Source organism: Pseudomonas sp. RIT-PI-q, from assembly GCF_001297125.1.
Classification (GTDB): Bacteria; Pseudomonadota; Gammaproteobacteria; order Pseudomonadales; family Pseudomonadaceae; genus Aquipseudomonas.
On the sequence record NZ_LHPC01000009.1, the window covers coordinates 23,128 to 48,561 of the forward strand.

The window sequence follows — 25,434 nt, forward strand, 5'->3', positions numbered from 1 at the left end:
GTAATGGCCCCATCGCGGGCAAGCCCGCTCCCACACTGGATCGGTATACACCAGACCTGTGGGAGTGGGCTTGCCCGCGATGGGGACGCCTCGGTATCAAGACACCTCGCAACCCCCTCCAGCAGATAACGATCGGTTAATGCTCCAGCGGCATTCTGCAACTGACCGCATCCATATCAACGCGGCGCACGTATATCCGTTACAGGCCCTGAATCAGTGCCTGAATGCATTCACTGCGAACGAATCTGGAGTACACATCATGAAAATCCAACTGATCCTCGCCCTGGCCCTTTCCGTCCTGGCCGCCAATACCTTCGCTGCCGACGGTTACGACAAAACCGGCTCGGCCTCCTTCGGCTCCGAAGCCAGCGCCGCCATCGAACGCACCCACTCGGACACCTATGCCGCCGACGGTTTCGATAAAACCGGCACCGCAGAGGCTATCGGCTGAACGCTGGACATAAATCCCGAAATTGACACAACCCCTGTAGGAGCGAGGCTTGCCCGCGAAGGCGATTTCACATTCAACAAATCATTTGCCTGAAACACCGCCTTCGCGGGCAAGCCTCGCTCCTACAGGGATCCAGGTGACTGGACATTAGCCGTTCGTCCTTGCACTATGGCGCGATCGCGAATAAGCCCAGGAACCCCTTCCATGCCCGACGACATCCACTACTACGAACCCGCCAACGGCCACGGCCTGCCCCACGATCCGTTCAACGCCATCGTCGGCCCGCGCCCCATCGGCTGGATTTCTTCGCAGGATGCCGAGGGTCGCCTGAACCTGGCGCCCTACAGCTTCTTCAACGCCTTCAACTACATTCCGCCGATCGTCGGTTTTTCCAGCGTCGGGCGCAAAGACAGCCTGAACAACATCGAACAGACCGGCGAATTCGCCTGGAACCTGGCGACCCGGCCATTGGCCGAGCGGATGAACCAGAGCAGTGCCATGGTGCCGCCCGACACCAACGAATTTGAATTGGCCGGGCTGACGCCTGTCGCCTCGACAATCATTCAGGTGCCACGGGTTGCCGAAAGTCCGGTGTCTTTCGAGTGCAAGGTCACGCAAATCATTCAGTTGCAGCGGGCGGACGGAAACGTGGTGCCAAGCTGGCTGATTCTCGGCGAAGTGGTCGCCGTGCATATCGCCAAATGGTTGTTGAAAGATGGCGTGTACGACACCGCCGCGGCAGAACCGATTCTGCGCGGCGGCGGGCCAGCGGATTATTTCCAGCTGGGGCCTGAGGCATTGTTCAAAATGTATCGCCCAGGGGCGAAAAAATAACTTACCAGAGCAGGTCAGCGTCTTCTTTGACGTCTTTGAGGCGGGTCAGCTCTTTGGCGGCGGCCAGATCGGCCTCGTTTGCAGTCTTGAAGATTTGCTCCTCAAGCACTTTATGAAAACGTGGCGCACCGGTGCCACCGATGGCTTTGACGGCGATCGCGGCGTGGTAGCCACCCTCGCCCGGTACTACAGCGGAAACAGCTTCGAAATGATCAAAGGCTTTACGTGCCATGTCGCGGATCCTGGCTGATTGAGAATTGCGCCATTAAACCCTCAACCGGCCAGTTTGTGTACCGGTGCCTGAGGGTGACCGAGCGCCTGCGCTGCTGACACTTCCCTGAAGGTATGGAAATCCAGGCTGTTGACCACCAGGTCTTGCACCAACTCGGCAAAAACCTGCATGGCCGGACTACCGAAATAAGCCGTCATGGCCTGCTGACTGGTCCAGAAACCGGACACCAGCCACAACTCCGGATCGCATTGCGAATGCTGCAAGGCAAAGCTCAGGCAACCCGGCGCGGTGCGGGACGGTTCGATCAAGGCGCTCAGGCGTGCACCAAGTTCCGTCGAACGCCCGGCGCGGGCGCGGACAAAGGCCATATGACTGACGGGGATCTGCGTAGACATGTTCAACCCTCCCAGGTAGTCGACCGCAGCCGTGGGACGGGCTGCGACAGGATCCAAGGTTAAGTGCGCCGGGGCCATTGCGGTTAGTCGATTCCTGCCGCCGTATTGCACGATCCTGCGCGGCTTGCAGAAAAAGCTGTAACAACCTGTAAATGCCTTCACCCCTGTGAAACATGGCTTTCAAGCAAGTTTGCCTGGGGTTGCCCTGATGTAGAGGCACGGCGGCTGCACTCAGTGCAGAATCAGGCAAGCTTGAGGCAGGATGTGTCTACCGCTTCGTCTTGCACAAACTTAAGCTCGGCTCATTACCCACGCCTCACCGAGGATGCCTTGCATGTCGTCGCTCGATCACTTTCAAGCCCCGCTGGACGCCGATATGGAGAAACAGCGCGCAGAACTGGCCGCGATCATCCGTCGCAATACGATGGAGGATGGCAATTATGCGACTGCCGTCGGCTCGCTGTTCATGGCAAAACACAGCCAGTCCCATGACTTTGCCCCGGTACTGGCGCAACCCGCGTTGTGCATCATGGCGCAAGGGAGCAAAGAGGTCAGGCTGGCCGACGAATACTTCAATTACGACCCGCTGAATTACCTGGTGGTCTCGGTTTCGATGCCGCTGAGCGGGCGGGTGGTGAATGTCACCTCTGAAGAACCGATCCTCTCGGTGCGACTGGACATTGATCCGGCGGAAATCACGGCGTTGATTGCCGATGCGGGTCCCTTGGGCGTACCAACCCGCCCTACCGGCCGCGGCCTGTATGTCGAACGGATCGACACGGCGATGCTCGACGCCGTGCTGCGCCTGGCGCGCCTGCTGGACACGCCGAAAGACATCGCCATGCTCGCGCCGCTGATTCGTCGGGAGATTCTCTATCGGTTGTTGCGTAGCAAACAGGGCTATCGGCTATATGAAATCGCCATCGCCAACAGCCAGAGCCACCGCATCAGCCAGGCGATCAAATGGCTCAACGGCAATTTTGAACAGCCGTTGCGCATTGATGATCTGGCGAAGGAAGTGAATTTGAGCGTGTCGACGTTGCATCACCGGTTCAAGGCGATGACGGCGATGAGTCCGTTGCAGTATCAGAAGCAGCTGCGCTTGCAAGAAGCACGGCGGTTGATGCTGGCGGAGGGGCTTGAAGCGTCGGCGGCGGGGTATCGCGTGGGGTATGAAAGCCCGTCGCAGTTCAGCCGGGAGTACAGCCGCTTGTTCGGGGCGCCGCCATTGAGGGATTTGGCGCGGTTGCGGTTGACCGTCTGATCCGGATTGACACACAACCTGTAGGAGCGAGGCTTGCCCGCGAAGGGGCCATCACTGGCGCTAAAAGCTTCGCGGGCAAGCCTCGCTCCTACAGGGACGGTGTTGTTTTTCAGGCACCCAGTACGCGGCAAGACTCGGCCGGAATCGTTACCGACACCGGGTTGCCAATGCTCAACCCAAAGCCCTGGCACGGCGTGCTCAGCGCGGTAAACGAAACCCCTGAACACTCCACGGTCGTTTCGATGGTCGCGCCGATATCGCGCACAAACGTCACCTTGCCCAACAAACGATTACCCGCTGTCGCCTGCGGATGCGACAGTTGCAGGTCCTCAGGGCGAATCAGCATCTTCACTTTCTCACCGACCACAATGCTGCTGCAGATCGGCACTTCCAGCGCGTCGCCACCGGGCAAGCTGATCTTGCCGTTACCCAGCGCAGTGGCCGGGAAGATGTTGCCCGAACCGATGAAATCCGCGACGAATTCGTTGGCCGGGTGCCGGTAAATCTCGATCGGCGTGCCCACTTGCTGCACGCGATGCTCGCCCAATACGACGACGATGTCGGCCATGGTCATGGCTTCACGCTGGTCGTGGGTCACCATGATGGTGGTAATGTTCAATCGCTGTTGCAGCTGACGGATTTCCACCTGCATCGATTCACGCAGCTTGGCATCCAGCGCCGACAACGGTTCGTCGAGCAGGAGGATTTTCGGGTGGTTGGCAATCGCCCGGGCAATCGCCACGCGCTGACGCTGACCACCGGACAGTTTGGCCACCGGGCGATCAATCATTTCCTGTAATTGAATCAGCTCAAGCAACTCCACTACCCGCGCCTGCTGATCAGCCTTGCTGACCCCGCGCAGCTTCAGTGGGTAGGCGATGTTCTCCCCCACCGTCATGTGCGGAAACAGTGCCAGGGATTGAAACACCATGCCGAAATTGCGCTGGTGCGCCGGGGTGTGGCCGATGTCTTCACCGTCCAGGCGAATCTCGCCACCGCTGAGGGTTTCGAGCCCGGCGATCATCCGCAGCAACGTGGTTTTGCCACAGCCCGAAGGGCCGAGGAAACACACCAGTTTGCCTTCCGGCAAATGCAGGTTCACATTTTTTACCGCGCAGGCCGAGCCGTAATGTTTCTCGACGTTTTCCAGAATCAGACCAGTCATGTTGCACCTCAAGAATCAGAACGAAACGCCACCTTCACCAACCAGCTTCTCCAACGCCCAGATCAGGACGAAGTCGATCAGCACGATCAGCACGGCAAACGAGAAAACGGTTGGGTCGAGCGAAGACACGGTGCGGCTGTACATCCAGATCGGCACGGTCATGACGTCGATGGTGTAGAGGAAATAGGTCACGGTGAATTCGTTGAACGAGACGATGAACGCCAGCAGCATCCCCGCCAGAATCCCCGACTTCATCAACGGCACCACCACATCGACAATCGCCCGCAGCGGTGAAGCGCCGAGCATTTGCGCGGCCTCTTCGACTTCGCTGCCGATGGAGAGCATCGCCGCCGTGCAGTTTTTCACCACGAACGGCAAGGCCAGGATCACGTGGGCAATCACCAGGCGCGAGGTGGTCATCTGAAACGGCAGGCTGTCGAACACCAGCAACAACGCCAGCCCCAGCACCACCATCGGAAACACCAACGGCAGCGACATCAGTTGCAGCGCCACGGCCTTGCCGCGGAACTCGCAACGGGTCAGCGCGTAAGCCGCCGGCACTGCCACGATTGTTGCGAAGACCATGGTCAGGCACGCCACCATCAAGCTGGTGGTCATGGCTTTGCCCAGGCTCAGCACATCGCTGGTGTCCGGCGACACGAAGGTGTGCCAGGCAGCCTTGTACCATTGCAGGCTGTAACTGCTCGGCGGGAAGTCGAGGTTCGACGCACCGCTGAACGACATGACAATCATGGTCAGGATCGGCAACACCGCCAGCAGCAGGATGAAGCCTGACAGGATGCCGGCGAACTTGCCGGTCTCGCCGGGCAACAGCCCATAACGCTTCTTGGTCACAGTGCTCATTGCGAAGCCTCCAGCATGCGCCGACGACGGCCAGTAATGAATTCGGACAAGGTCATGATCGCGAGGGTGGTGACGATCAGCACGACACCGGCAGCGGACGCGGCGGGCCAGTTCATCAGCGGGGCGATCTGGTCATGCACCATCACCGCCAGCATCGGCACGCGACGGCCACCGAGCAGCAAAGGCACCACGAAGCTGCTGGCGTTGTAGGCGAACACTAACGTCGCACCGGTGATGATCCCCGGCATGCTCATCGGCAACACCACTTGGCGGAACACCTGAAAGCGACTGGCGCCCAGGGTCGCGGCGGCTTCTTCGTAAGTACGGGCGACGCCGCGCATGGCGCTGGCAATCGGCAACACGGCCAACGGGAACGCGGTTTGCACCAGGCCCATCAGGACGCCGTTCTGGTTGTACAGCAGCATGATCGGTCGCTTGATCAGGCCCAGGCCCATCAACGCCTGATTGAGCATCCCGCCCGGGCCGAGAATCACCAGCCAGCCGTAGCTTTGCAGCAGCAGGTTGACCAGCAACGGCAACAGCACCGCGGCGAGGAAGATCCGGCGCACGAAGGGTGAAGTCAGCCGCGACATGGTGTACGCCACCGGGATCGCCAGCACCACGGCAATCACTGCGCTGATCAGGGCCAGGCGCAGAGTCAGCAGCAAGGATTTGAGGTAATACGGTTCCAGCAATTGGGCGTAGCTGGCCAGGCTGAACCCGGTCCATTCCGCACCTTTGGTGCCCACGCTCATGCGCAGTACCAACAGGCTCGCGGCAATCAGCACGCCTAGAAACAGCATCGACGGCGAGAGAAAAAACCAGGCACGCGTCGTCGGCGAAACACCCCGATTGGCACGCACTGGAGTGGCGCTTACCGGATGAGTCAGAGGTTGGTGTTCCATAGCAAGGGTCTCGTCAATGGAAAATCAATGGCACACGGATGCGGGGTGTCAACCCGATCCCCTGTAGGAGCGAGCTCGCTCGCGAAGGGCGTGAGAGCGCTGCGTTCATCCAGGCAGCTCTCTTCATCGTTAACGTCCATCGCGAGCAAGCTCGCTCCTACAGATCAGGAAGAAAAGATTTCCGTGTAACGACGAATCCATTGGTCATGCACGGTGGCCAGGAAGGCGTTGTCGTGCATGATCGCCTTCTCGGCAATCTGCTCCGGCGTGAGGATGTACGGGCTCTTGCGCGCTTCGGCGGAGATGATCGCCTTGGCGTTGACCGGGCCGTTGTAGATGTCTTCAGCCATCTTGCCCTGCACCAGCGGGTCCAGGGAGTGGTTGATGAAGGCGTAGGCCAGGTCGGTATCGCCCGGACGATTCTTCGGCATCACCGAGAGCATCAGGTCGGTGTAGAAGCCTTCCTTCATGCCGAAGGTGGCGCCCAGGCCGTAAGCCGGATCGCGAATCTGTTTCGGGAAGAATGCCGGTGCGTACAAGCCGCCCATGTCCAGCGAACCGGTGCGGAACAGTTCGGCGATCTGGTTCGGGTTTTCACCCAACGTCACCACACGATCTTTCAGCTCGGCGAGTTTCTTGAAGCCCGGCTCAATGTTGTGTTCGTCACCACCGGCCAGTTTGGCGGCGATGATGATCAGGTCCATGGCCTCGGTCCAGTTCGGCGGCGGCAGGAAGATGTTCGGCGCCAGGTCGGCGTCCCACATGGCGGCGTAGCTGTCTGGTGCTTCCTTGATGGTGCGGGTGCTGTAGACCAGGCTGTTGCACCAGAGCAGGTAACCGATGCCGTGACCATTGGCGCCGGTGCGGTATTTCTCCGGTACATCGACCAGGTTCGGGATGCGGTTGAGGTCGGGTTTTTCCAGCAGGTTGGCGGCGGCCAGACCTTCGGCGCCGACGCCTGCCAGGGTGATGATGTCGTACTGCGGACGATCACCGCCGGCCTTGAGTTTGGCGACCATTTCCGAGGTGCTGCCGGTGCGGTCAGCGATGACCTTGCAGCCGTACTTGTCTTCGAAAGTCGCAGCAATGTTGCGCAGTGCGGCAAGGCCCGTGTCATCGGACCAGGTCAGCAAACGCAGGGTTTTGCCCTGGAAGCGTGTGTCGCTGGCATTGGCCCGGATGAACGGCATGCTCATGGCGGCCGCGGCAACCGAGGCTACGCCCACGGTTTTGATAAATTGACGTCTGTTCAGATCATGCTCGCCCATTACGGACTCCCTTTGTTTTTGTAGGTATAAGGCAGGTCGAAACTGTTGCATCCGCGCGACCGGATCAGCATTGGCCCCGTATTTTCGGGGTTTGGCTACACCGGCGAGTTCATCCTGAGGTTGTGCAAAACTACTGACTATCGATAAAAACTCATTGAAGCCATGACGCCGACGCATGCCTCATGTAGGAGCGAGCTTGCTCGCGAAAGAGGCACGAACGACGCGGGCTGTCTGGCTTCCCGCGTCATCGTTGAGGTCCATCGCGAGCGAGCTCGCTCCTACAGGTGACCAGCGTCAGAGGGCGCGAATCACGTGCTTTATTTCCTGGAAAGCCTGCAAGCCCCACGGGCCCAATTCACGGCCGATGCTGCTCTGTTTGTAGCCACCCCAGGCGGTCTGCGGGAAGATCACCTGCGGCGCGTTGATCCACACAAGCCCTGCCTGCAAAGCGTTGGCGACGCGATCGGCCGCTGCGTTGTCCCGGGTGACCACGCTGGCCACCAGACCGAACTGGCTGTCATTGGCCAGGGCAATCGCCTCGGCTTCAGAGGCGAAACTGCGCACGCAGATCACTGGGCCGAATATCTCTTCACACCACAGCGCACTGTCTAGGGGCACTTCGGTGAAAACCGTCGGCTGCAAAAAATAGCCGCGCGTCAGTTCCGCCGGACGATTGCCGCCGCACACCAGCTTGGCGCCGGCACTCAGACCGCGATCGATGTGGCCCAGCACGCGCTGGTATTGCGCCTGATTGACCAGTGCGCCCATTTCCACGTTCGGGTCGAACGGGTCAGCCACGCGAATCGCTTCGGCGCGGGCCTTCAAACGGATGAGGAATTCATCGGCCAGTTCATCGGCGACCAGCACGCGACTGGTGGCGGAACACATTTGCCCGGCGTTGAAGAAACCGCCACCGCAGGCCACTTCCACGGCCAGTTCGATGTCGGCGTCCTTGAGCACCAGCAGCGAGGATTTGCCGCCCAGTTCCAGGCTCACGCCTTTGACGGTTTCCGCCGCGCGTTGCATGACCTGCACACCGACGGCGTTGCTGCCGGTGAAGGAAATTTTGGCGATGCGCGGATCAGCCGACAGCGGCGCGCCGACGGCCAGGCCGGTGCCGCAGACCAGGTTGAACACGCCTTTGGGCAGACCGGCTTCGGCAATGATCGCCGCCAGTTCCAGTTCCGGCAGCGGCGTCACTTCCGAAGGCTTGAGCACCACGCAGCAACCGGCGGCCAGGGCCGGCGCGAGTTTCCACGCGGTGGTGACCATCGGGAAATTCCACGGCACGATCAGGCCGACCACGCCGCACGGTTCGCGGCGCACACGGGCGCTGAAGTCGTCGGTGGGCAATTCCACGTTGCTGTCTTGCCTGGCATCGAGCCCTTCGGCCAGGCCGGCGTAATACTCGAAGGTGGCGATCACGTCATCGACGTCGATGGCTGCTTCGAACAACGGTTTGCCGTTGTTGCTCGACTGCAAGTGCATCAGGTGTTCGCGCCCGGCTTGCACGCCGGCAGCGATTTTGCGCAGGATCGCGCCGCGCTCGGCACCGCTGGTTTTCGACCAGTCGCCGAAGGCTTCGGTCGCCGCACTGACGGCGTGCTCAACAGCCTGTGCATCGCCGCCGTTGACGGTGGTCAACAGGGCTTCGGTCGCCGGGTTGATCACGCGCAAGTGTTCGTTGCCGGCCGACCATTGGCCATTGATGAACAGGCCGTCCAACGTGGTTGGGAAAGTCATTTCGACACCGCCTTCATCCACACGGTCTGGTCGATTTCAATCAGGGTCGGGCCCTGGCGATCAGCGGCGATGCGCAAGGCGCTGCGCAGTTGCTCGACACCGTTGACCGCTTCGGCGGCACAGCCCAGGGCCTTGGCCACACCGATGAAATCCGGGGTATAGATGTCCACGCCAACCGGTTCGATGGCGCGGTTGACCATGTACTTCTTGATCTCTTCGTAGCCCTGGTTATTCCACAGCAGGACGATCACCGGCGTGCGCGCTTCAACGGCGCTGGCCAGTTCCGGCAGGGTGAATTGCAGGCCACCGTCGCCGATCAGGCACACCACGGGAGGCCGCGCACCGCTTTCGACGCTGCCGCCGAGCCAGGCGCCAATCGCCGCCGGCAAGGCGTAACCGAGGGTGCCGTAACCGGTGGACGAGTTGAACCAGCGACGCGGGCGTTCCGGGTTGAATGTCAGGTTGCCGGTGTACACCGGTTGGGTCGAATCGCCGACGAAGACCGCGTCCGGCAATTCATGCAGGACGGTTTCCAGGAAGCGCGTCTGCGCCAGGGTCGGGGCGTCCCAGGTAGCGGCCAGTTCTTCGCGCAAACGGGCGGCACGCACCTGGCCCCAATCGTTGCGGCGCTCGGCCAGCGACTTGTGCGACAAGGCGCTGAGCAAAGCCTGGGCGGCATTGCGCGAATCGGACACCAGCGCCACGTGCGGCGGGTAGTTGCGCACGGTCTGGTCCGGGTCGATGTCGACACGCAGCAGTTTGCCAGGAATCTCGAAACCACCGGCGAAGGTCACGTCGTAGTCGGTCTCGGCCAGTTCGGTGCCGATCGCCAACACGACATCAGCCTCGGCCACCAGGGCGCGGGTGGCGACCAGGCTCTGGGTCGAACCGATCAGCAACGGATGGTTGGATTCGAGCATGCCTTTGGCATTGATCGTCAGGGCTACCGGAGCGTCCAGCAGTTCGGCCAGTTCAGTCAGTTCGGCGGCAGCATCGATGGCACCGCCACCGGCCAGAATCAGTGGACGCTTGGCACCGGCCAGCAATTCGGTCATGCGCGAAACGGCGGTCGGCGAGGCGCCGGCGCGGTCGATGTTCACCGGCACGCTGGCGAGCAGCTCATCGGCTTCTTCGACCAGCACGTCCAACGGAATTTCAATGTGCACCGGACGCGGACGACCGGCCTGGAACAGTGCGAAGGCGCGGGCCAGAACGCCTGGCAATTCGGACGCCGACATCAGGGTGTGGGAGAACGCTGCCACGCCGCCGACCAAGGCGCTCTGGTTCGGCAGTTCGTGGAGCTTGCCGCGTCCGCCACCCAACTGGTTGCGGGTCTGCACGCTGGAGATCACCAGCATCGGGATCGAATCGGCGTAGGCCTGGCCCATCGCGGTGGTGATGTTGGTCATGCCGGGGCCGGTGATGATGAAGCACACACCCGGCTTGCCGCTGGTGCGAGCGTAGCCGTCGGCCATGAAGCCGGCGCCCTGTTCGTGACGCGGAGTGACGTGGTTGATGCTCGAACGGGCCAGCCCGCGATACAGCTCCACGGTGTGAACCCCGGGAATGCCGAACACCTGCTCAACTCCGTAACCTTCGAGTAACTTGACCAATACTTCGCCGCACGTCGCCATGTCTTTGCCCTTTTTGTTCGTTTGAGACGCTGGGCCTGCGCAGTGTTTATGATGGATGGGCAGGTCCAGGGATGGCCTCATTGGAACGGGCGACACGTAGCCGCAACAATGGATAAAAAGTCATACTAGCCATGTCCTCACGTCATACCTTGGATCCCAATGAAACGACTGCCTCCTCTTCCGGCACTGCACACTTTTCTGATCACCGCGCAGTGCTGCAACTTCACCCGGGCCGCCGAACAGCTGTTTATCACCCAGGGCGCGGTGAGTCGGCAGATCGCCGGGCTGGAAGAGCATCTGGGTTATGAGCTGTTCATTCGCCAGGCCCGGGGCCTTGACCTGACCGCCGAAGGACGTGAGTGGCTGCCACGGGTGCAGCAGATTTTCGAGTTGATCGACGAGGCGGTCGAACAGGTCGGCGAGAAGCGCGAAACCCTGCAACTCAAGGCCCCGACGTGCGTCATGCGCTGGCTGTTGCCGCGGTTGGTGCAGTGGCAACGGGAGCGACCGGATGTGCCGGTGGAATTGACCACCACGGTCAAGCACGGCGTGGATTTTCATCGCGAGCAGTTCGATGCGGCGGTGATGTACGGCGCGCCGCCGGACAGTTCACTGGTGTCGCAAAAACTGTTTGACGAGCAACTGACGCCGGTCTGTTCCAAGCCCATGCTCGAAGGCCCGGTGCCGCTGCTGGCGCCGGAGGATCTGGAACAGCACATGTTGCTGCACCCGACCCGGGACGAACGCGATTGGAAAGCCTGGCTGGCGAGCGCTGACGTACGCTTGAGCAATGTCGCCAAGGGCCAGCACTTCGAAACCCTTGACCTGGCGATGTCGATGGCGTCCCAGGGGACAGGCGTGGCGATTGGCGATTGGTCGTTGATCGGCGATGACTTGAGTGCTGGACGACTGGTCATGCCGTTTGAATTGAAGGTAAAAACGGGGCTGGCTTATTACCTGGTTTTCCCGGAAAAACCCGGACCTTCGCCGAAATTACGCGAATTGATGGGGTGGTTGGTGGAGCAGGCTCAGAGCCGTTGAAACCCTAAAAGCATCGCGGGCAAGCCCGCTCCCACAGGACTGCGCAAATCCTGTGGGAGCGGGCTTGCCCGCGAATGGATTCAAGCCGCGCTATCAATACCCAATAGTAAACCGCTGCCGCGAATGCTTTGGCACTTGCACTTCATCGAGCATTGCAATCGCGTAGTCGGCGAAGGTGATCCAGCTCCGCCCTTCGCGGCTCACCAGCAAATCATCCTTGCCGATCCGAAACACGCCCGTGCGCTCGCCTTCGACAAACTCTGCCGACGGCGACACAAAGGTCCAGTCCAGATCCTTCTCCTGACGCAGGTTCTCAAGAAACTCGGCCCCCGCACCGGCCTCGGCCTTGTATTCCTCCGGGAAACCTTCGCTGTCGATGACGCGGGTGCCGTCCGGCAGCAACAGCGAACCGGCACCGCCCACCACCAGCAGGCGTTTGACCCCGGCCTTCTTCACCGGCCCGACGACGGCGCTGGCAGGCAGGGTCGAGAAGTGCGCCGCGCTGATCACCACGTCATGGCCGGCGACGGCTGCTTGCAAGGCATCAGCGTCGAGGGCATCCACGTTCTTGCTGACCACACCTTCACGCGGGGCGATCTTCGAGGTATCCCGGGCGATGGCCGTGACGCTGTGGCCACGACGCAGGGCTTCTTCCAACAGTTGGCTACCGGCACGACCGGTGGCACCGATGATTGCGATTTTGCTCATGATGTTCTCCGTTGGCTTAGCTAAATAACTTGCTCACAAACGCCCTCTCTCTCTGTAGGAGCTGTCGAGTGCAACGAGGCTGCGATCTTTTGACTTTGTTTTTTAACGAGATCAAAAGATCGCAGCCTCGTTGCACTCGACAGCTCCTACGGGGTCAGGTGCGTTGGGTAAAACGGGTTACCACTTCATCTCGCCCTTGGCGACTTTGGCGCTCAGTTCCAGGGAGCTTTCTTCGCCGAGCGTCGGGTAGCGTTTTTTCATCGAGGCAATCAGCGCGGCGGCGTCCTTGGCCTTGGCCGTTTCTTCGTCGAACGCCTTGATGTACTCGGCGGTGAACTGCACGGCGGCCAGCGAGCGGGCGCTCTCACCCAGGTAATGGCCCGGCACGATAGTGTTCGGTTTCAGGGTTTCGATGGAATGCAGCGTAGTCAACCAATCGGCATGGGACTGCGGGGTTTGGGTGTCGGCCATCCACACGTGGATGTTTTCCGCGACGACCACACCACCGACCACTGCCTTGATCGACGGAATCCAGACAAAACTGCGATCCGGCTGTTTGCCCTCAAGACCCACCACCTGCAACTTCTGCCCTTCGAGCATCAGGCTGTCGCCCTTGAGTACGCCCGGCACGATGGTTTTGGCCGGCACGTCAGCGCCCATTTTCGGGCCCCAGAACGCCAGTTTGCCGTCGACGGTTTTCTTGATGTGGTCCACGGTCGGTTGCGAGGCGAGCACTTTGGCGTTAGGGAAAGCAGCCGTCAGGGTGTCGAGACCGAAGTAGTAATCCGGGTCGCCGTGGCTGATGTAGATGGTGGTCAATTGCTTGCCACTGGCGCGGATTTTCTCCACCACTTGCTCGGCCTGGGACTTGCCGAATTGCGCGTCCACCAGAATCGCGTCCTTCTCGCCGCGGACCAGTACCGAGGTCACCGGGAAGATCGCCTTGTCGCCGGGGTTGTAGACATCCAGCGTCAACGTCGATGCCGCTGTGGCATGAGCTGACAATCCCAGCATAGCGGCTAGAAAAACGCGTTTGAAAGAGGTGAATCCGATCATCTGTTACTCCATTGATTGTTGAACGCTTTTGTAGGAGCTGGCTTGCCAGCGAAGGACGTCAACGATGACGCGTGTTTACCGGATGAACACAGCGCCTGGGCGTTCTTCGCTGGCAAGCCAGCTCCTACACAGTGAGGCAGAGCTTAGTTGCCTGACTCAGTACAAAAAATGCGATGCTGGAACATAGTTTGTTTCTGAAAGCGGGCAAATCATGGATCGTCTACAAGCAATGCGGGTGTTCGTCACGGTGGTCGACCTCGGCAGCCAGTCGGCCGCCGCCGATCATCTGGACCTGTCACGGCCGGTGGTTTCGCGGTATCTGGCGGAGCTGGAAGACTGGGTCGGTGCGCGCCTGATGCACCGCACCACACGCAAATTGAGCCTGACCGCCGCCGGTAGCGAAATCCTTCCTCGCTGCCGGCAGATGCTCGACTTATCCACAGACATGCAAGCCGCCGTCAGCGAGCCGGACGACGCACCGCGTGGCCTGCTGCGGATCAGCGTCAGCACCTCGTTCGGCCAGGCGCAACTGGCGGACGCCATGGCCGCTTACGTCAAACGCTACCCCGGCGTCAGCATCGATATGCAGATGCTCGATCGCACGGTGAACCTGGTGGATGAGCGCATCGATCTGGCGATTCGCACCAGTAACGACCTGGACCCGAACCTGATCGCGCGCCGGCTGACGGTCTGCCGCTCGGTGATCTGCGCCTCCCCCGCCTACCTGCGCGAACACCCGACACCGCAGCGGGTCGAGGACTTGAGCCTGCATAACTGCCTGACCCACTCCTACTTCGGCAAAAGCCTCTGGCATTTCGAGCAGGACGGCGAACCGGTCTCGGTGCCGGTACAAGGCAACATCAGCGCCAACGAGGCCAGCACACTGTTACGCGCGACGATGGCCGGCGCGGGTGTGGCGATGCTGCCCAGTTATCAGGCTGGCGTGCATATCCACAGCGGCGAACTGATCCGGCTGCTGCCCCAGGCCGAACCCCGGCAAATGAACGTGTACGCGGTGTACGCCTCACGTAAACACATGCCGGCGGCGCTGCGCAGCATGCTGGATTTTCTGGTGCTGAGATTTCCCGAAGAGCCGGAGTGGGATGTGGGGTTGTAAACACCGATCCCTGTAGGAGCTGGCTTGCCAGCGAAGGCGTCATTGGCGTCACCGCACAAATCTGGTCGCGCCCTTCGCTGGCAAGCCAGCTCCTACACAAGCCAGCTCCTACAAAGACCCTCTGACTGGCAACTCACCACCCCTGACCTATGCTGAAAGTAATACCGAAGGGTATTCGTTCAGAGGTCCACGCCATGAACACCAGAACAAGAAGATACCTCGCGATTTTCATCACCTGCGCGGCCACGCTTGCGCTGTACGGCACGGCGGCCTGGCGCGTCGAGCAGTTGCGGCAACTGCCCCGTGAATACGCGAGCTGCAACTTCGAGCGCTGCATTCCCCACAACGCGACCCTTAATGCCCTGCGGTAACGAAGGGGATCAGGCCTCGTTGTCCTGATCGGCCTTCAAGCGGTCGCGAAAAGCCTTGGGCGAGATCCCCACACGACGTCGGAACAGGCGCGTGAAGTTGGTCGGATCGGAAAACCCCAACACGTCGGACATTTCATAAATGGTCATGCTGGTGTAGGTCAGCAAGCGCTTGGCCTCCAGCAATTGACGCTCGTGCATGATCTGCAACGCCGGCTGCCCCGCCAATTCACGGCAAGTGCCGTTGAGGTGCGACACCGAAATCCCCAGCCGATGCGCCAGGTCCTCGACCTTGACGTGCTGGCGATAAGTTTCTTCCACCAGTTGAATAAAGCCGTTGAGGTATTCCCGGGCACGTTGCGGACGCTGATTCGCGGAGCGGCGCTGGATCACCTGACGGCTGACCCACACCATGATCACGCTGACCAGCGAATGCATGAGCATTTCCCGCGCCGGTTGATGGCCGGTGTATTCGTTTTGCAGCGCAGAAAACAGGCTGTTGAGATACTCGTCGTCCTTGCCCACTGGATAACTTTCGGCCTGGGCCAGTGCATTCACCGAGTTGCCCAGTTGCGACTGAAGATGGGCGACCAGCGGCGCGGCAAGAGTCACGACAAAGCCTTCGACGTCTTCGGAAAAGCGATAACCATGCACCGACAGCGGCGGCAGGATCAGCATTGCCGGCTCCGTCAGTTGCGTACGTTTGCCTTCGATTTCAAGCTCTGCCTGACCTTTGAACACGAAGAGCAACTGGCACAAATCAGCGTGGCGGTGGGGTTTTATTTCCCATTGATGTTCGCGGCTGCGTTTGGAAATGGTTTCGCAGTGCAACAAATCCGGGGTCGGCCAGTCCAGGCTTTCACCATAGAGTTTGAACACTGGAATCGAAGGTAGGTCAGGCTTGTTCATAACTTCAATCCAGGCCTCGGAAGGTGGCGGGCGATAATCGCACCGATTGGCAGAATGTACAGGTATCGGCTCAGTTTTCACCTTCAATTGACGGACTCGCAAGTGAAAAATGCAAGCACTCGATCCATAAAAATCATTCACCGGCCTTGGCCGCGTGGAGCTTGCGAGTCATAAAAACAATGAAAATGCTGAAAACCCAAGTGGCCATCATCGGTGCCGGTCCTGCTGGTTTATTGCTCGGCCAGTTGCTGCACAACGCTGGCATCGACACCCTCATCCTCGAACGCCAGACCCCGGACTATGTACTCGGGCGAATCCGTGCCGGCGTCCTCGAACAAGGCATGGTAGAGCTGCTGCGCCAGGCCGGGGTGGGCCAGCGCATGGACGTCGAAGGGTTGGTCCACGGCGGCTTCGAACTGGCCCTCGGCGGGCGCCAGGTACACATCGACCTGCACGCCCTGACCGGTGGCAAAACCGTGATGATCTACGGTCAGACCGAGGTCACCCGCGACCTGATGGCCGCTCGTCGGGAGGCCGGCGCGCAGACGATTTACCAAGCCAGCAATGTCGTCCCTCATGGCATGAAAACCGAAGAACCGTTCGTGACGTTTGAGAAGGACGGCGAGCTGTATCGCCTCGATTGTGACTACATCGCCGGGTGCGACGGTTTCCATGGCGTGGCGCGGCAGTCGATTCCCGCCGAGTGCCTCAAAGTCTTCGAGCGGGTTTATCCGTTCGGCTGGCTCGGGATTCTGGCTGACACACCGCCGGTCCACGACGAGCTGGTGTACGCCCGTCACGAGCGCGGTTTTGCCTTGTGCAGCATGCGTTCGGCCACGCGCACTCGCTATTACCTTCAGGTGCCGGCGGATGAGCAGGTCGAAAACTGGTCCGATCAGCGTTTCTGGGATGAACTCAAGACTCGCTTGCCAGAAGCGTTGGCGGAAAAACTGGTGACCGGGCCGTCCATCGAAAAAAGCATCGCGCCGCTGCGCAGCTTCGTGGTTGAACCGATGCAGTACGGGCGGATGTTCCTGGTCGGCGACGCCGCGCACATTGTCCCGCCTACCGGCGCCAAGGGCCTGAACCTGGCGGCCAGCGACGTCAGTACGCTGTTCACTATTTTGCTCAAGGTTTACCGCGAAGGCCGGGTCGATCTGCTGGATAAGTATTCCGAAGCCTGCCTGCGCCGGGTGTGGAAAGCCGAACGGTTTTCCTGGTGGATGACCTCGATGTTGCACCGTTTCGATGAGCACGATGCCTTCAGCCAGCGCATTACCGAGTCGGAACTGGCGTACTTTGTCGACTCCGAAGCCGGTCGAAAAACTATTGCAGAAAATTACGTCGGGCTTCCATACGAGGCTATCGAATAGCCTGCTATCGACTTACACTGGCGAGCATTCCCGCTCGCCACGCTTCTTGCGGGTCCATCACCGCAGGTTTTACCCCGTGACCAATCTCAACCAGCCTGAAACAACCAAACCGGCCATTCGCAGCGTGCTGATCGCCCTGATGCTGGCGATTTTTCTCGCTGCCCTGGACCAGACCATCGTCGCCGTTTCAATGCCGGCCATTTCCGCGCAGTTCAAGGATGTCAGCCTGCTGGCCTGGGTGATTTCCGGCTACATGGTGGCGATGACCGTGGCCGTGCCGATCTACGGCAAGCTCGGCGACCTGTACGGCCGACGCAAGTTGATGCTGTTCGGCATGGGGGTGTTCACGCTTGCTTCGTTATTTTGCGGCATGGCGCAAAGCATGGAGCAATTGGTGCTGGCGCGGATTATTCAGGGCATTGGTGCCGGCGGAATGGTGTCGGTGAGCCAGGCGATCATCGGCGACATCGTGCCGCCCCGTGAGCGCGGTCGCTATCAAGGCTATTTCAGCAGCATGTACGCGGTGGCCAGCGTGGCAGGCCCGGTATTCGGCGGTTACATGACCGAATACCTGTCCTGGCGCTGGGTGTTTCTGATCAACCTGCCGCTGGGCCTGGGCGCGTGGCTGGTAGCCAATCGCACACTGGTGGGGCTGCCGGTGCCGCAGCGCAAGCCGGTCATCGATTACCTCGGCACAGTGCTGATGATCATCGGTTTGACTGCATTGCTGCTGGGCATCACTCAGGTCGGCCAGGGTTATTCGTGGCGCAGCGCCGAAGTGCTGGGCTTGCTCGTTTGTGCGGTATTGGTGCTGGCGCTGTTTGTCTGGCATGAGCGTCGGGCGCGGGAGCCGTTGCTGCCGATGCACCTGTTCGCCAACCGCAATGCGATTCTGTGCTGGTGCACGATTTTCTTCACCAGTTTCCAGGCGATCTCATTGATCGTCCTGATGCCGCTGCGCTTCCAGAGCGTCACCGGTGCCGGGGCCGACAGCGCTGCGCTGCACCTGTTGCCGCTGGCCATGGGCTTGCCGATCGGCGCCTATTTCGCCGGCCGCCGGACCTCGGTCACCGGGCGCTACAAACCGATGATCCTCGGCGGCGCGGTACTGATGCCTATCTCGATCCTCGGGATGGCATTCAGTGCGCCTCAGGCAGTTTTACTCAGCAGCCTGTTCATGTTGCTCAGCGGGATCGCTTCCGGCATGCAGTTCCCGACTTCGTTGGTCGGGACACAGAACTCGGTGGCTCAACGGGACATCGGCGTCGCCACCAGCACCACCAACCTGTTCCGTTCGTTGGGCGGCGCGGTGGGTGTGGCGTTGATGTCGGCGCTGCTGCTGGCGTTGTTGCAGGATTCAAGTTTCGCCCATCTGGCCGGGTCGACGCTGATTGCCGAGGGCAGTTCCGGGAATGTCTTGCTCGATGGTTTGAACGCCGCGCCAGGGGACGCGCAGAACGCCTTGCGTGCAGAGCTGCTGCTGACCTTTCGGCATTTGCTGATGGTCAGCGCGGCGGTGTCGTTGCTCGGGCTGGCGGCGGCGATTGCGATGCCGAACATGTTGTTGCGTGGGCGTGAGGATAAGGTTCGGTAGACCGAGTCGCCTGCATCGCGGGCAAGCCCGCTCCCACAAGGACCCTGCAAATCCTGTGGGAGCGGGCTTGCCCGCGATGGCGTCGTTACTGACACCCTAAAATCACGGGCTGTAATACCCGACAGCCACCAGAAAATGCCCGACCTTTTTCAGGTAGGCATGTTTGTCCTCGACCTTTCCGGTCACCGGGTTTTTCCAGCGGTATTCGTATTCGCCGTAATCCTGTTTGGCGATCAAGGCCAGGATCGGCTCGCCCACCGGCTTGCCTTCCGGGTCGTTGACCTTGCTGAAATCGGTGTTGATCAACCGCAGGTTGGTGCCGTGGGCCACGTAACGCTGGGTGTTCAGGTCGACGACGAACACATACAGGTCATCCTGCAAATAGCCGCCCTTCAGGGAGTTGATCGCCATGAGTGTGCCCTTCTCGTCCTTGACCAGATCGGCCGCTGCTTTATTCAGCAACGCCATCGCCTGTTCCGCCGAGGCCCGTGGCAGGTAGTAACCGACCGCCAGAATCCGCTGACCGATACGCTGGTAGTACACGTGTTTGCGCTCGACCTTGCCATCGGACCAGTTCTGCCAACGGTATTCCGCCTGCTGAATGCCATTGCCTTCGGGGACTTTCAGGGCGTCCTTGAAGGCTTTCTGCAAATCCGGCCCGAGGGTTTCGGAGACATCACGGCCGATCAGCGCCGAAGACGGCCCGCCGCTGGCGAGCATCACGCCCTTGGTGTCGACCACGAACACGTAACGATCCTTGTCGACAAATTCACCCTGGCGGCTGAAGGCAGCGAAGGCTTTGTCGCCATTGTCGTGGTAGTAGGCCAGGGCTTTTTCCAGCAGGGCCTTGGCGGCCTGGCTGTCATCCTTTTCCGTCCCGGCGGCCTGGGCCTGGCCGAAGCACAGCAAGAGCATCGCGCCCAGCACGGCCACCTTCTGCAATAATCCCATTGCGCATCCCTCGTTCTTCTTGGTGTTTGAAGAGCGTAGACGGCTTGGGGATTTGTACGAGCATTCAGGAAAACGCAGTGGGCCTCTGTAGCAGCTGCCGAAGGCTGCTACAGGTGGTTGCGCAACGCCTGGAAACTAAGGTCGGGCGCGCAGTTGTTGCTGCAGATTCTGGATCTGCGCTTGAAGGGTGTTGATGTTACGGGTGACCTGGCCGCGGAAAGCGTCGAACTCGGCAATGTTGGCGGCACCGGCGGACGGCGTCGGGCGGTTGTCCTGTTGGCTTTTGAGGATAACCACTTCCTGTTCCAGACGTTCGATGGCCGCGCTCGGATTACCTTGTTTCTTCAGCGCAACAATATCGGCGCCGAGGCTTTTCAGCTGGGCGTCGAATTGGTCAGTGTCCGCCGGGGCGCTTTTCAGCACGGCCACGTCACTGTTCAAGACTTTGACCTGAGCCTGCAATTGGATGGTGGCGGTCTGTTGCTCAGTGCCCTGGGCGGTCATCTGCGCCAGGCGTTTATCCAGTTCGGTGGTTTGCGCGGTCATCTGTGCCAGACGCTTGTCCAGCTCCGAAGCCTGGCCGGCAACACCTTGCTGCTGTTTGCCCTGATCCAGGAGCTTGCTTTCCAACTGCTTGATTTGCAGTTTCAAGGCTTCGCTGTCGCTGGTCACGTTGGTCTGGCTGGCGACTACCTTGCCGGAAATGTCCTGCAAGCGCCCCGCCGCTTCCTCACTGATACGCGCGAAACTTTCCTGGGTCGCCACCAGTTGCTGTTCCATCAGCGAGATCTGCTGAAAGCTCCACCAGGCAAGGCCGGCGAACGCAAAGAGCAAGGCGCCGACCAGCGCCCACAACGGGCCGGTGCTCGGACCTTTGACCTTGACCACGGGCGCGGTCCGCGAATGCACGGTGGTACGGGCGGTGGGCACAAAATCATCGTCGTCGAGGCTGTTGGCACGCAGGCTCGGTACATCGTCGAAGTCGTCGTTGGCATCGTTACGCATGGACATTGAGGCAACCTTTGTGGAACGCGGTGATGGCTTGATGCGGCGCAGTATAAACCCCATCGCTGCACCGATTGACCCTCGGGCCCAAACTCGGTTCAGTATCGGCGTGGTCAGCGAATGTCCTGGGCCTTCCACCAGCCGCAGAATTCATCGAGGGCGGTCCAGAGGCTGACTTTCGGATCGTAGTCCAGATAATGCCGTGCGCGGCTGATGTCCAGGGTGAAATTTTTGTTCATGACTTGCATGCCCAGGCGCGACAAGGTCGGCTCGGGGCGCCCCGGCCACAGCTTGCACGCGCCTTCGTTGAGCGCGGCGACGGTGTAGGCCAAGCCGTAGGAACGGTAGCGCGTCACCTGTGGGATATCCATTTTGCGCATGACGTAATTGACCACGTCCCACAACGGAATCGGCGTGCCATTGCTGATGTTGTAAGCCTTGCCCAGCGCCGAACCGCTGGCCAGTAAACTGCTGAGCAACGCTTCGTTGAGGTTTTGCACGCTGGTGAAATCGACCTTGTTCAGGCCATTGCCGACAATCGACAAACGCCCTTTGCGCTGCATGTTCAGCAAGCGCGGGAAGATGCTCATGTCACCTGCGCCCGTCACGAAGCGCGGGCGCAGGGCCAGGGTTTCGAGCCCGAACTCCTGGGCGCCGAAGACCTTTTGCTCGGCCAGGTACTTGGTCGCGGCGTACGGGTGCTTGAAGCGCTTGGGCACTTGATCTTCGGTCAAGCCCAGATGATCGCGGCCATCGAAGTAGATCGACGGCGACGACAGGTGCACCAGGCGTCGGACCCGCTGTTTCAGGCAAGCCTCGACGATGTTTTCGGTGACCTGGACGTTGCCTTGATGGAAGTCCTGATAACGCCCCCACAGGCCGACCGCGCCGGCGCAATGGACCACGGTTTCGACGTCGGAACACAGGTCGCGCGCCAGTTCCGGGTCGCTCAAGTCACCCTGAATGAACTCGGCGCCACGGCGCACCAGATGCTCCACACTCTCGGCCCGGCGACCGTTGACCCGCACGTCCAGGCCCTGCTCCAGGGCGAAACGCGCAAAGCGCCCGCCAATGAAGCCGCTTGCGCCGGTGACCAGAATCTTCATGAATTGCTCCGAATATTTCGTTTTGCGTAGTGCGTGAGGTCTTGACGCTGCCCGTCAGTCCAACGGCACGAGCCATTGTCTGGACGAGCGCACCAATTGATCGGTGAGCAGCCCCAGCAACTGGCCGCCATTGCGCCAATGATGCCAGTACAGCGGCACATCGATCGGCTTATCTGGCAAAAGCTCCACCAGCACGCCGCGCTCCAGTTGCTCGCGCACCTGCAATTCAGGCACCAGGCCCCAACCGAGGCCAGCTTCCGTGAGGCGGATGAAGCCTTCGGACGAGGGGCATAAATGGTGTTCGAATCCGCCATCTACGCCGAGGGACGCAAGGTAGCGATGCTGTAGGAAATCGTCCGGGCCAAACACCAGGGCTGGGGTTTTCGACAACTGATCGGCGCGCACACCTTCAGGAAAATGCCGGGCGATGAACGCCGGGCTGGCCAACGCCCGGTAGCGCATGGCGCCCAGCAACACGCTGCGTGCACCGGCCACCGGACGTTCACTGGCGCAGACACACGCTGCCACTTCGCCGGCGCGCATGCGTTTGAGGCCGACGGTCTGGTCTTCCACCACCAGATCGAGCAGCAGATGTTGTTCCGCGCAAAAATCGCCCACCGCCACCGCCCACCACGTGGCGAGGCTGTCGGCATTCAGGGCGATGCGCAGGCGTTCCGGCAAGCCTTCTTCGTCGAGTGCCGGCACCAGCGTTTGCAAATCACGCTCCAGCAAACGCACTTGCTGCACATGGTTGAGCAGCCGCCGGCCGATTTCGGTCGGCGCCGGCGGGGTCACCCGCACCAACACTGGTTGCCCGACCCGCGCCTCAAGCAATTTGATCCGCTGGGAAATCGCCGATTGCGACAAACCCAGCACCTGCGCGGCACGCTCGAATCCGGCCTGCTCGACCACCGCGGCCAAGGCAGAAAGCAATTTATAATCGAACATCAGTTCTCCTAATGAGCGATCAGCAGGATTGGTTTTTCTTATACAACGCCACACCGGAGAATGGCCAGCAAGAACTCTTGAACAAGGATCACCGACATGGCTGGCGAAACTTCATTGGCAACGCTTCTTAAAAGCATGAGCCCGCAACTCAACGCCGGCGACTACGTGTTCTGCACCCTGCGCGACGGCAAGCTGCCCGCTGGCCTTGAGATTGTCGGCAGCTTCCGCGAACAGGAAGGCCTGACCGTCATTCTGGAACGCTCCCACGCCGAGCAGGCCGGTTTCAGTTTCGATTACGTCGCGGCCTGGATCACCTTGAACGTGCATTCGGCCCTCGAAGCCGTCGGCCTCACGGCCGCATTCGCCACGGCCTTGGGCCAGGCCGGAATCAGCTGCAACGTGATCGCCGGCTATTACCACGACCACTTATTCGTCGGCCAGGCCGATGCTGAACGCGCCCTGCAGGTACTGCGGGACCTGGCAGCCAACGCGGAGTAAAAATCTCATGTGGCAAAGTTATGTAAACGGCCTGCTGGTGGCCGCCGGGCTGATCATGGCGATTGGTACTCAGAATGCATTTGTGCTGGCCCAGAGCCTGCGGCGCGAACATCACCTGCCGGTGGCAGCGCTGTGCGTCACTTGCGATGCGCTGCTGGTGGCCGCCGGGGTGTTCGGGCTGGCGACGGTGCTGGCGCAAAATCCGACGCTGCTGGCGGTTGCCCGTTGGGGTGGCGCCGTTTTTCTGATTTGGTACGGCACCCAGGCGCTGCGTCGGGCCTGCTCGAAACAAAGCCTGCAACAGGCTGAAAACCAGACCGTGCGTTCATTGCGTGCGGTGATGCTCAGTGCCTTGGCGGTGACGTTGCTCAACCCGCATGTCTACCTGGATACCGTGCTGCTGATCGGCTCCCTCGGCGCCCAACAAACCGAGCCCGGCGCTTATGTGGTGGGCGCGGCCAGCGCTTCGTTGCTGTGGTTTTTCACCCTGGCGCTCGGGGCGGCGTGGCTGGCCCCGTGGCTGGCACGGCCAAGCACCTGGCGAATTCTCGATCTGTTGGTGGCGGTGATGATGTTCGCGGTAGCGTTCCAGTTAATCGTTGCCGGGTGATTTATTCCAAAAGGCTCTGGAACCTCTATTCCACACAGTTGTTGCGTGGTTATGCCGCACCCCCGGTGCTATGATCCGATCCGATGCGCCGCAAAGAGTACAAACTCCCCGGCGCTTGTCTGGCCGCCCGTGATCGGCCTTGCGCTCACCGCAACTGACCTGATTAGGAGAATCATCATGGCTTTCGAATTGCCGCCGCTGCCTTACGCACACGATGCCCTGCAGCCGCACATTTCCAAGGAAACTCTGGAATACCACCACGACAAGCACCACAACACCTACGTCGTGAACCTGAACAACCTGGTGCCAGGCACCGAGTTCGAAGGCAAGACTCTGGAAGAAATCGTCAAATCTTCCTCGGGCGGTATCTTCAACAACGCCGCTCAAGTCTGGAACCACACTTTCTACTGGAACTGCCTGGCGCCAAACGCCGGCGGTCAACCAACCGGCGCACTGGCTGAGGCCATCAACGCTTCTTTCGGTTCGTTCGACAAGTTCAAGGAAGAGTTCAGCAAGACTTCCATCGGCACCTTCGGTTCCGGTTGGGGCTGGCTGGTGAAAAAAGCTGACGGTTCCCTGGGCCTGGCCAGCACCATCGGCGCCGGCAACCCGCTGACCAACGGCGACACCCCGCTGCTGACCTGCGACGTCTGGGAACACGCTTACTACATCGACTACCGCAACGTTCGTCCGAAGTATGTCGAAGCGTTCTGGAACCTGGTCAACTGGAAATTCGTGGCTGAGCAGTTCGAAGGCAAAACCTTTACTGCTTAAGATCGACGCCAGACAAAAAACCCGGCTTTTTAGCCGGGTTTTTTTATGGGTCAGGGGAAGGTTCAGAGCCTGTGTCTCCATGAAAACCTGGGTCAGTCGGAAAGGGGCCCCTGTAGGAGCTGGCTTGCCAGCGAAGCATTCGAATGCGCCACGTTTATCCTGATGAAACGCGTCATCGTTGACGTCCTTCGCTGGCAAGCCAGCTCCTACAGGGGATTGGTGGGCTAAATGAATAAGAGGCCGCACACGGTCAAGGTAGGAGCTGGCTTGCCAGCGAAGCATTCGCATGGGCCACGTTTATCCTGTTGAAACGCGTCATCGTTGACGTCTTTCGCGAGCAAGCTCGCTCCTACAGGGAGAATGCATACGCAGAAATCAGGCCGGCCTGCAGGCCGCCGTGCTTTTGATCTTGATGCACCGCCGCCTCGAGAGGCCGAGTGGAGGTTCTGCGCAGTGGGCAACCCGGCAGGGATGCCGGGTTAGCCGCCCCCGGCCCAGAGTGTGCAAAAACGTGGAAACAAACCCTTGCTATGATTTCCCAGAATTTATCGCAAGGGTCGCCCATGAAACGCTTCATCCAAGGTGAACATCGAGGTCAAAGCACCTTGCTCCCCGAGAGCC

Annotated in this window: 26 protein-coding genes; 11 read left to right on the top strand and 15 right to left on the bottom strand. The window is 60.4% G+C overall.

Going from position 1 to position 25,434, the window contains the following annotated elements:
• The first annotated feature begins 259 nt into the window (after positions 1-259).
• Together AEQ67_RS02155 and AEQ67_RS02160 are read left to right on the top strand one after the other, a co-directional pair.
• Positions 260-451 carry a hypothetical protein gene (locus AEQ67_RS02155; protein ID WP_059402242.1) on the top strand — a complete coding sequence of 64 codons (192 nt, stop codon included), beginning with the start codon at positions 260-262 and terminating at the stop codon, positions 449-451.
• A 204-nt stretch (positions 452-655) separates the two neighbouring features.
• Positions 656-1,285 carry a flavin reductase family protein gene (locus AEQ67_RS02160; protein ID WP_059402243.1) on the top strand — a complete coding sequence of 210 codons (630 nt, stop codon included), beginning with the start codon at positions 656-658 and terminating at the stop codon, positions 1,283-1,285.
• 1 nt (position 1,286) lies between these two features.
• On the opposite strand, the gene AEQ67_RS02165 is transcribed toward AEQ67_RS02160, so the two are convergent.
• Together AEQ67_RS02165 and AEQ67_RS02170 are read right to left on the bottom strand one after the other, a co-directional pair.
• Complete coding sequence (locus tag AEQ67_RS02165) at positions 1,287-1,517, bottom strand: hypothetical protein (RefSeq protein WP_059402244.1); 231 nt, start codon at positions 1,515-1,517, stop codon at positions 1,287-1,289.
• Positions 1,518-1,558: 41 nt separating this feature from the next.
• On the bottom strand, positions 1,559-1,912 hold the full coding sequence (locus AEQ67_RS02170) for an antibiotic biosynthesis monooxygenase family protein (protein ID WP_059402245.1): 354 nt from the start codon (positions 1,910-1,912) through the stop codon (positions 1,559-1,561).
• A 334-nt stretch (positions 1,913-2,246) separates the two neighbouring features.
• Between AEQ67_RS02170 and AEQ67_RS02175 the strand changes: the two genes are divergently transcribed.
• On the top strand, positions 2,247-3,176 hold the full coding sequence (locus AEQ67_RS02175; RefSeq protein ID WP_059402246.1) for an AraC family transcriptional regulator: 930 nt from the start codon (positions 2,247-2,249) through the stop codon (positions 3,174-3,176).
• 109 nt (positions 3,177-3,285) lie between these two features.
• Here the strand turns inward: AEQ67_RS02175 and AEQ67_RS02180 are convergent, their stop codons facing one another.
• From AEQ67_RS02180 to AEQ67_RS02205, 6 genes are all read right to left on the bottom strand, one after another.
• Positions 3,286-4,341, bottom strand: coding sequence for an ABC transporter ATP-binding protein (locus tag AEQ67_RS02180; RefSeq protein ID WP_059402247.1), 1,056 nt, complete (start codon positions 4,339-4,341; stop codon positions 3,286-3,288).
• A gap of 15 nt (positions 4,342-4,356) precedes the next feature.
• A complete protein-coding gene (locus tag AEQ67_RS02185) occupies positions 4,357-5,205 on the bottom strand; it encodes an ABC transporter permease (RefSeq protein WP_059402248.1) in 849 nt (282 codons plus the stop codon).
• Complete coding sequence (locus tag AEQ67_RS02190) at positions 5,202-6,110, bottom strand: ABC transporter permease (protein ID WP_059402249.1); 909 nt, start codon at positions 6,108-6,110, stop codon at positions 5,202-5,204. Before AEQ67_RS02190 ends, AEQ67_RS02185 begins: the two co-directional genes overlap by 4 nt.
• 164 nt (positions 6,111-6,274) lie before the next feature.
• The gene (locus AEQ67_RS02195) at positions 6,275-7,378 is read right to left on the bottom strand and encodes an ABC transporter substrate-binding protein (RefSeq protein ID WP_059402250.1); all 1,104 of its coding nucleotides are present in this window, start codon (positions 7,376-7,378) and stop codon (positions 6,275-6,277) included.
• Positions 7,379-7,672: 294 nt separating this feature from the next.
• Complete coding sequence (locus AEQ67_RS02200; RefSeq protein WP_059402251.1) at positions 7,673-9,121, bottom strand: aldehyde dehydrogenase family protein; 1,449 nt, start codon at positions 9,119-9,121, stop codon at positions 7,673-7,675.
• Positions 9,118-10,755 (bottom strand): 5-guanidino-2-oxopentanoate decarboxylase, encoded by a 1,638-nt coding sequence (locus AEQ67_RS02205; RefSeq protein WP_059402252.1) that lies wholly within the window; start codon positions 10,753-10,755, stop codon positions 9,118-9,120. Before AEQ67_RS02205 ends, AEQ67_RS02200 begins: the two co-directional genes overlap by 4 nt.
• Positions 10,756-10,914: 159 nt before the next feature.
• Here AEQ67_RS02205 and AEQ67_RS02210 point away from each other — a divergent pair, with 159 nt between their 5' ends.
• Positions 10,915-11,796 carry a LysR substrate-binding domain-containing protein gene (locus tag AEQ67_RS02210; RefSeq protein ID WP_059402253.1) on the top strand — a complete coding sequence of 294 codons (882 nt, stop codon included), beginning with the start codon at positions 10,915-10,917 and terminating at the stop codon, positions 11,794-11,796.
• Positions 11,797-11,889: 93 nt separating this feature from the next.
• Here the strand turns inward: AEQ67_RS02210 and AEQ67_RS02215 are convergent, their stop codons facing one another.
• Both AEQ67_RS02215 and AEQ67_RS02220 read right to left on the bottom strand, forming a co-directional pair.
• Positions 11,890-12,504, bottom strand: coding sequence for an NAD(P)-dependent oxidoreductase (locus tag AEQ67_RS02215; protein WP_059402254.1), 615 nt, complete (start codon positions 12,502-12,504; stop codon positions 11,890-11,892).
• 177 nt (positions 12,505-12,681) lie between these two features.
• Positions 12,682-13,560: an MBL fold metallo-hydrolase gene (locus AEQ67_RS02220; RefSeq protein WP_059402255.1), complete on the bottom strand. Its 879-nt coding sequence runs from the start codon at positions 13,558-13,560 to the stop codon at positions 12,682-12,684.
• Between the two features lie 211 nt (positions 13,561-13,771).
• Between AEQ67_RS02220 and AEQ67_RS02225 the strand changes: the two genes are divergently transcribed.
• Entirely contained in the window at positions 13,772-14,677 is a 906-nt protein-coding gene (locus AEQ67_RS02225; RefSeq protein WP_201782073.1) for a LysR family transcriptional regulator, read from the top strand.
• 194 nt (positions 14,678-14,871) lie between these two features.
• On the top strand, positions 14,872-15,048 hold the full coding sequence (locus AEQ67_RS35925) for a hypothetical protein (protein WP_007953274.1): 177 nt from the start codon (positions 14,872-14,874) through the stop codon (positions 15,046-15,048).
• A 9-nt stretch (positions 15,049-15,057) separates the two neighbouring features.
• Here the strand turns inward: AEQ67_RS35925 and AEQ67_RS02235 are convergent, their stop codons facing one another.
• Positions 15,058-15,954: a helix-turn-helix domain-containing protein gene (locus tag AEQ67_RS02235; RefSeq protein WP_059402258.1), complete on the bottom strand. Its 897-nt coding sequence runs from the start codon at positions 15,952-15,954 to the stop codon at positions 15,058-15,060.
• A 188-nt stretch (positions 15,955-16,142) separates the two neighbouring features.
• Between AEQ67_RS02235 and pobA the strand changes: the two genes are divergently transcribed.
• Complete coding sequence (pobA, locus tag AEQ67_RS02240; protein WP_177333626.1) at positions 16,143-17,327, top strand: 4-hydroxybenzoate 3-monooxygenase; 1,185 nt, start codon at positions 16,143-16,145, stop codon at positions 17,325-17,327.
• Between the two features lie 76 nt (positions 17,328-17,403).
• Entirely contained in the window at positions 17,404-18,921 is a 1,518-nt protein-coding gene (locus AEQ67_RS02245) for an MDR family MFS transporter (protein ID WP_059402260.1), read from the top strand.
• A gap of 102 nt (positions 18,922-19,023) precedes the next feature.
• Here AEQ67_RS02245 and AEQ67_RS02250 read toward each other — a convergent pair whose 3' ends face one another.
• The 4 genes from AEQ67_RS02250 to AEQ67_RS02265 form a co-directional block, all read right to left on the bottom strand.
• The gene (locus tag AEQ67_RS02250; protein WP_059402261.1) at positions 19,024-19,872 is read right to left on the bottom strand and encodes a cache domain-containing protein; all 849 of its coding nucleotides are present in this window, start codon (positions 19,870-19,872) and stop codon (positions 19,024-19,026) included.
• A gap of 135 nt (positions 19,873-20,007) precedes the next feature.
• Positions 20,008-20,883, bottom strand: coding sequence for an ATPase (locus tag AEQ67_RS02255; RefSeq protein ID WP_059402262.1), 876 nt, complete (start codon positions 20,881-20,883; stop codon positions 20,008-20,010).
• 107 nt (positions 20,884-20,990) lie between these two features.
• The gene (locus tag AEQ67_RS02260; protein ID WP_059402263.1) at positions 20,991-21,983 is read right to left on the bottom strand and encodes an NAD-dependent epimerase/dehydratase family protein; all 993 of its coding nucleotides are present in this window, start codon (positions 21,981-21,983) and stop codon (positions 20,991-20,993) included.
• 54 nt (positions 21,984-22,037) lie between these two features.
• Entirely contained in the window at positions 22,038-22,931 is an 894-nt protein-coding gene (locus tag AEQ67_RS02265; protein ID WP_059402264.1) for a LysR family transcriptional regulator ArgP, read from the bottom strand.
• A gap of 96 nt (positions 22,932-23,027) precedes the next feature.
• Here AEQ67_RS02265 and AEQ67_RS02270 point away from each other — a divergent pair, with 96 nt between their 5' ends.
• The 3 genes from AEQ67_RS02270 to AEQ67_RS02280 all read left to right on the top strand — a co-directional run bounded on the left by AEQ67_RS02270 (position 23,028) and on the right by AEQ67_RS02280 (position 24,813).
• Complete coding sequence (locus tag AEQ67_RS02270) at positions 23,028-23,429, top strand: ACT domain-containing protein (protein WP_059402265.1); 402 nt, start codon at positions 23,028-23,030, stop codon at positions 23,427-23,429.
• A 7-nt stretch (positions 23,430-23,436) separates the two neighbouring features.
• Positions 23,437-24,039 (top strand): LysE/ArgO family amino acid transporter, encoded by a 603-nt coding sequence (locus AEQ67_RS02275; RefSeq protein WP_059402266.1) that lies wholly within the window; start codon positions 23,437-23,439, stop codon positions 24,037-24,039.
• A gap of 177 nt (positions 24,040-24,216) precedes the next feature.
• A complete protein-coding gene (locus tag AEQ67_RS02280; protein ID WP_059402267.1) occupies positions 24,217-24,813 on the top strand; it encodes a superoxide dismutase in 597 nt (198 codons plus the stop codon).
• Positions 24,814-25,434: the final 621 nt, after the last annotated feature.

Excerpts from the sequence above, each read along its gene's own strand:
- AEQ67_RS02155 (WP_059402242.1), top strand. The coding sequence starts at position 260 with ATGAAAATCCAACTGATCCTCGCCCTGGCCCTTTCCGTCCTGGCCGCC.
- AEQ67_RS02160 (WP_059402243.1), top strand. The coding sequence starts at position 656 with ATGCCCGACGACATCCACTACTACGAACCCGCCAACGGCCACGGCCTG.
- AEQ67_RS02165 (WP_059402244.1), bottom strand. The coding sequence starts at position 1,517 with ATGGCACGTAAAGCCTTTGATCATTTCGAAGCTGTTTCCGCTGTAGTA.
- AEQ67_RS02170 (WP_059402245.1), bottom strand. The coding sequence starts at position 1,912 with ATGTCTACGCAGATCCCCGTCAGTCATATGGCCTTTGTCCGCGCCCGC.
- AEQ67_RS02175 (WP_059402246.1), top strand. The coding sequence starts at position 2,247 with ATGTCGTCGCTCGATCACTTTCAAGCCCCGCTGGACGCCGATATGGAG.
- AEQ67_RS02180 (WP_059402247.1), bottom strand. The coding sequence starts at position 4,341 with ATGACTGGTCTGATTCTGGAAAACGTCGAGAAACATTACGGCTCGGCC.
- AEQ67_RS02185 (WP_059402248.1), bottom strand. The coding sequence starts at position 5,205 with ATGAGCACTGTGACCAAGAAGCGTTATGGGCTGTTGCCCGGCGAGACC.
- AEQ67_RS02190 (WP_059402249.1), bottom strand. The coding sequence starts at position 6,110 with ATGGAACACCAACCTCTGACTCATCCGGTAAGCGCCACTCCAGTGCGT.
- AEQ67_RS02195 (WP_059402250.1), bottom strand. The coding sequence starts at position 7,378 with ATGGGCGAGCATGATCTGAACAGACGTCAATTTATCAAAACCGTGGGC.
- AEQ67_RS02200 (WP_059402251.1), bottom strand. The coding sequence starts at position 9,121 with ATGACTTTCCCAACCACGTTGGACGGCCTGTTCATCAATGGCCAATGG.
- AEQ67_RS02205 (WP_059402252.1), bottom strand. The coding sequence starts at position 10,755 with ATGGCGACGTGCGGCGAAGTATTGGTCAAGTTACTCGAAGGTTACGGA.
- AEQ67_RS02210 (WP_059402253.1), top strand. The coding sequence starts at position 10,915 with ATGAAACGACTGCCTCCTCTTCCGGCACTGCACACTTTTCTGATCACC.
- AEQ67_RS02215 (WP_059402254.1), bottom strand. The coding sequence starts at position 12,504 with ATGAGCAAAATCGCAATCATCGGTGCCACCGGTCGTGCCGGTAGCCAA.
- AEQ67_RS02220 (WP_059402255.1), bottom strand. The coding sequence starts at position 13,560 with ATGATCGGATTCACCTCTTTCAAACGCGTTTTTCTAGCCGCTATGCTG.
- AEQ67_RS02225 (WP_201782073.1), top strand. The coding sequence starts at position 13,772 with ATGGATCGTCTACAAGCAATGCGGGTGTTCGTCACGGTGGTCGACCTC.
- AEQ67_RS35925 (WP_007953274.1), top strand. The coding sequence starts at position 14,872 with ATGAACACCAGAACAAGAAGATACCTCGCGATTTTCATCACCTGCGCG.
- AEQ67_RS02235 (WP_059402258.1), bottom strand. The coding sequence starts at position 15,954 with ATGAACAAGCCTGACCTACCTTCGATTCCAGTGTTCAAACTCTATGGT.
- AEQ67_RS02250 (WP_059402261.1), bottom strand. The coding sequence starts at position 19,872 with ATGGGATTATTGCAGAAGGTGGCCGTGCTGGGCGCGATGCTCTTGCTG.
- AEQ67_RS02255 (WP_059402262.1), bottom strand. The coding sequence starts at position 20,883 with ATGTCCATGCGTAACGATGCCAACGACGACTTCGACGATGTACCGAGC.
- AEQ67_RS02260 (WP_059402263.1), bottom strand. The coding sequence starts at position 21,983 with ATGAAGATTCTGGTCACCGGCGCAAGCGGCTTCATTGGCGGGCGCTTT.
- AEQ67_RS02265 (WP_059402264.1), bottom strand. The coding sequence starts at position 22,931 with ATGTTCGATTATAAATTGCTTTCTGCCTTGGCCGCGGTGGTCGAGCAG.
- AEQ67_RS02270 (WP_059402265.1), top strand. The coding sequence starts at position 23,028 with ATGGCTGGCGAAACTTCATTGGCAACGCTTCTTAAAAGCATGAGCCCG.
- AEQ67_RS02275 (WP_059402266.1), top strand. The coding sequence starts at position 23,437 with ATGTGGCAAAGTTATGTAAACGGCCTGCTGGTGGCCGCCGGGCTGATC.
- AEQ67_RS02280 (WP_059402267.1), top strand. The coding sequence starts at position 24,217 with ATGGCTTTCGAATTGCCGCCGCTGCCTTACGCACACGATGCCCTGCAG.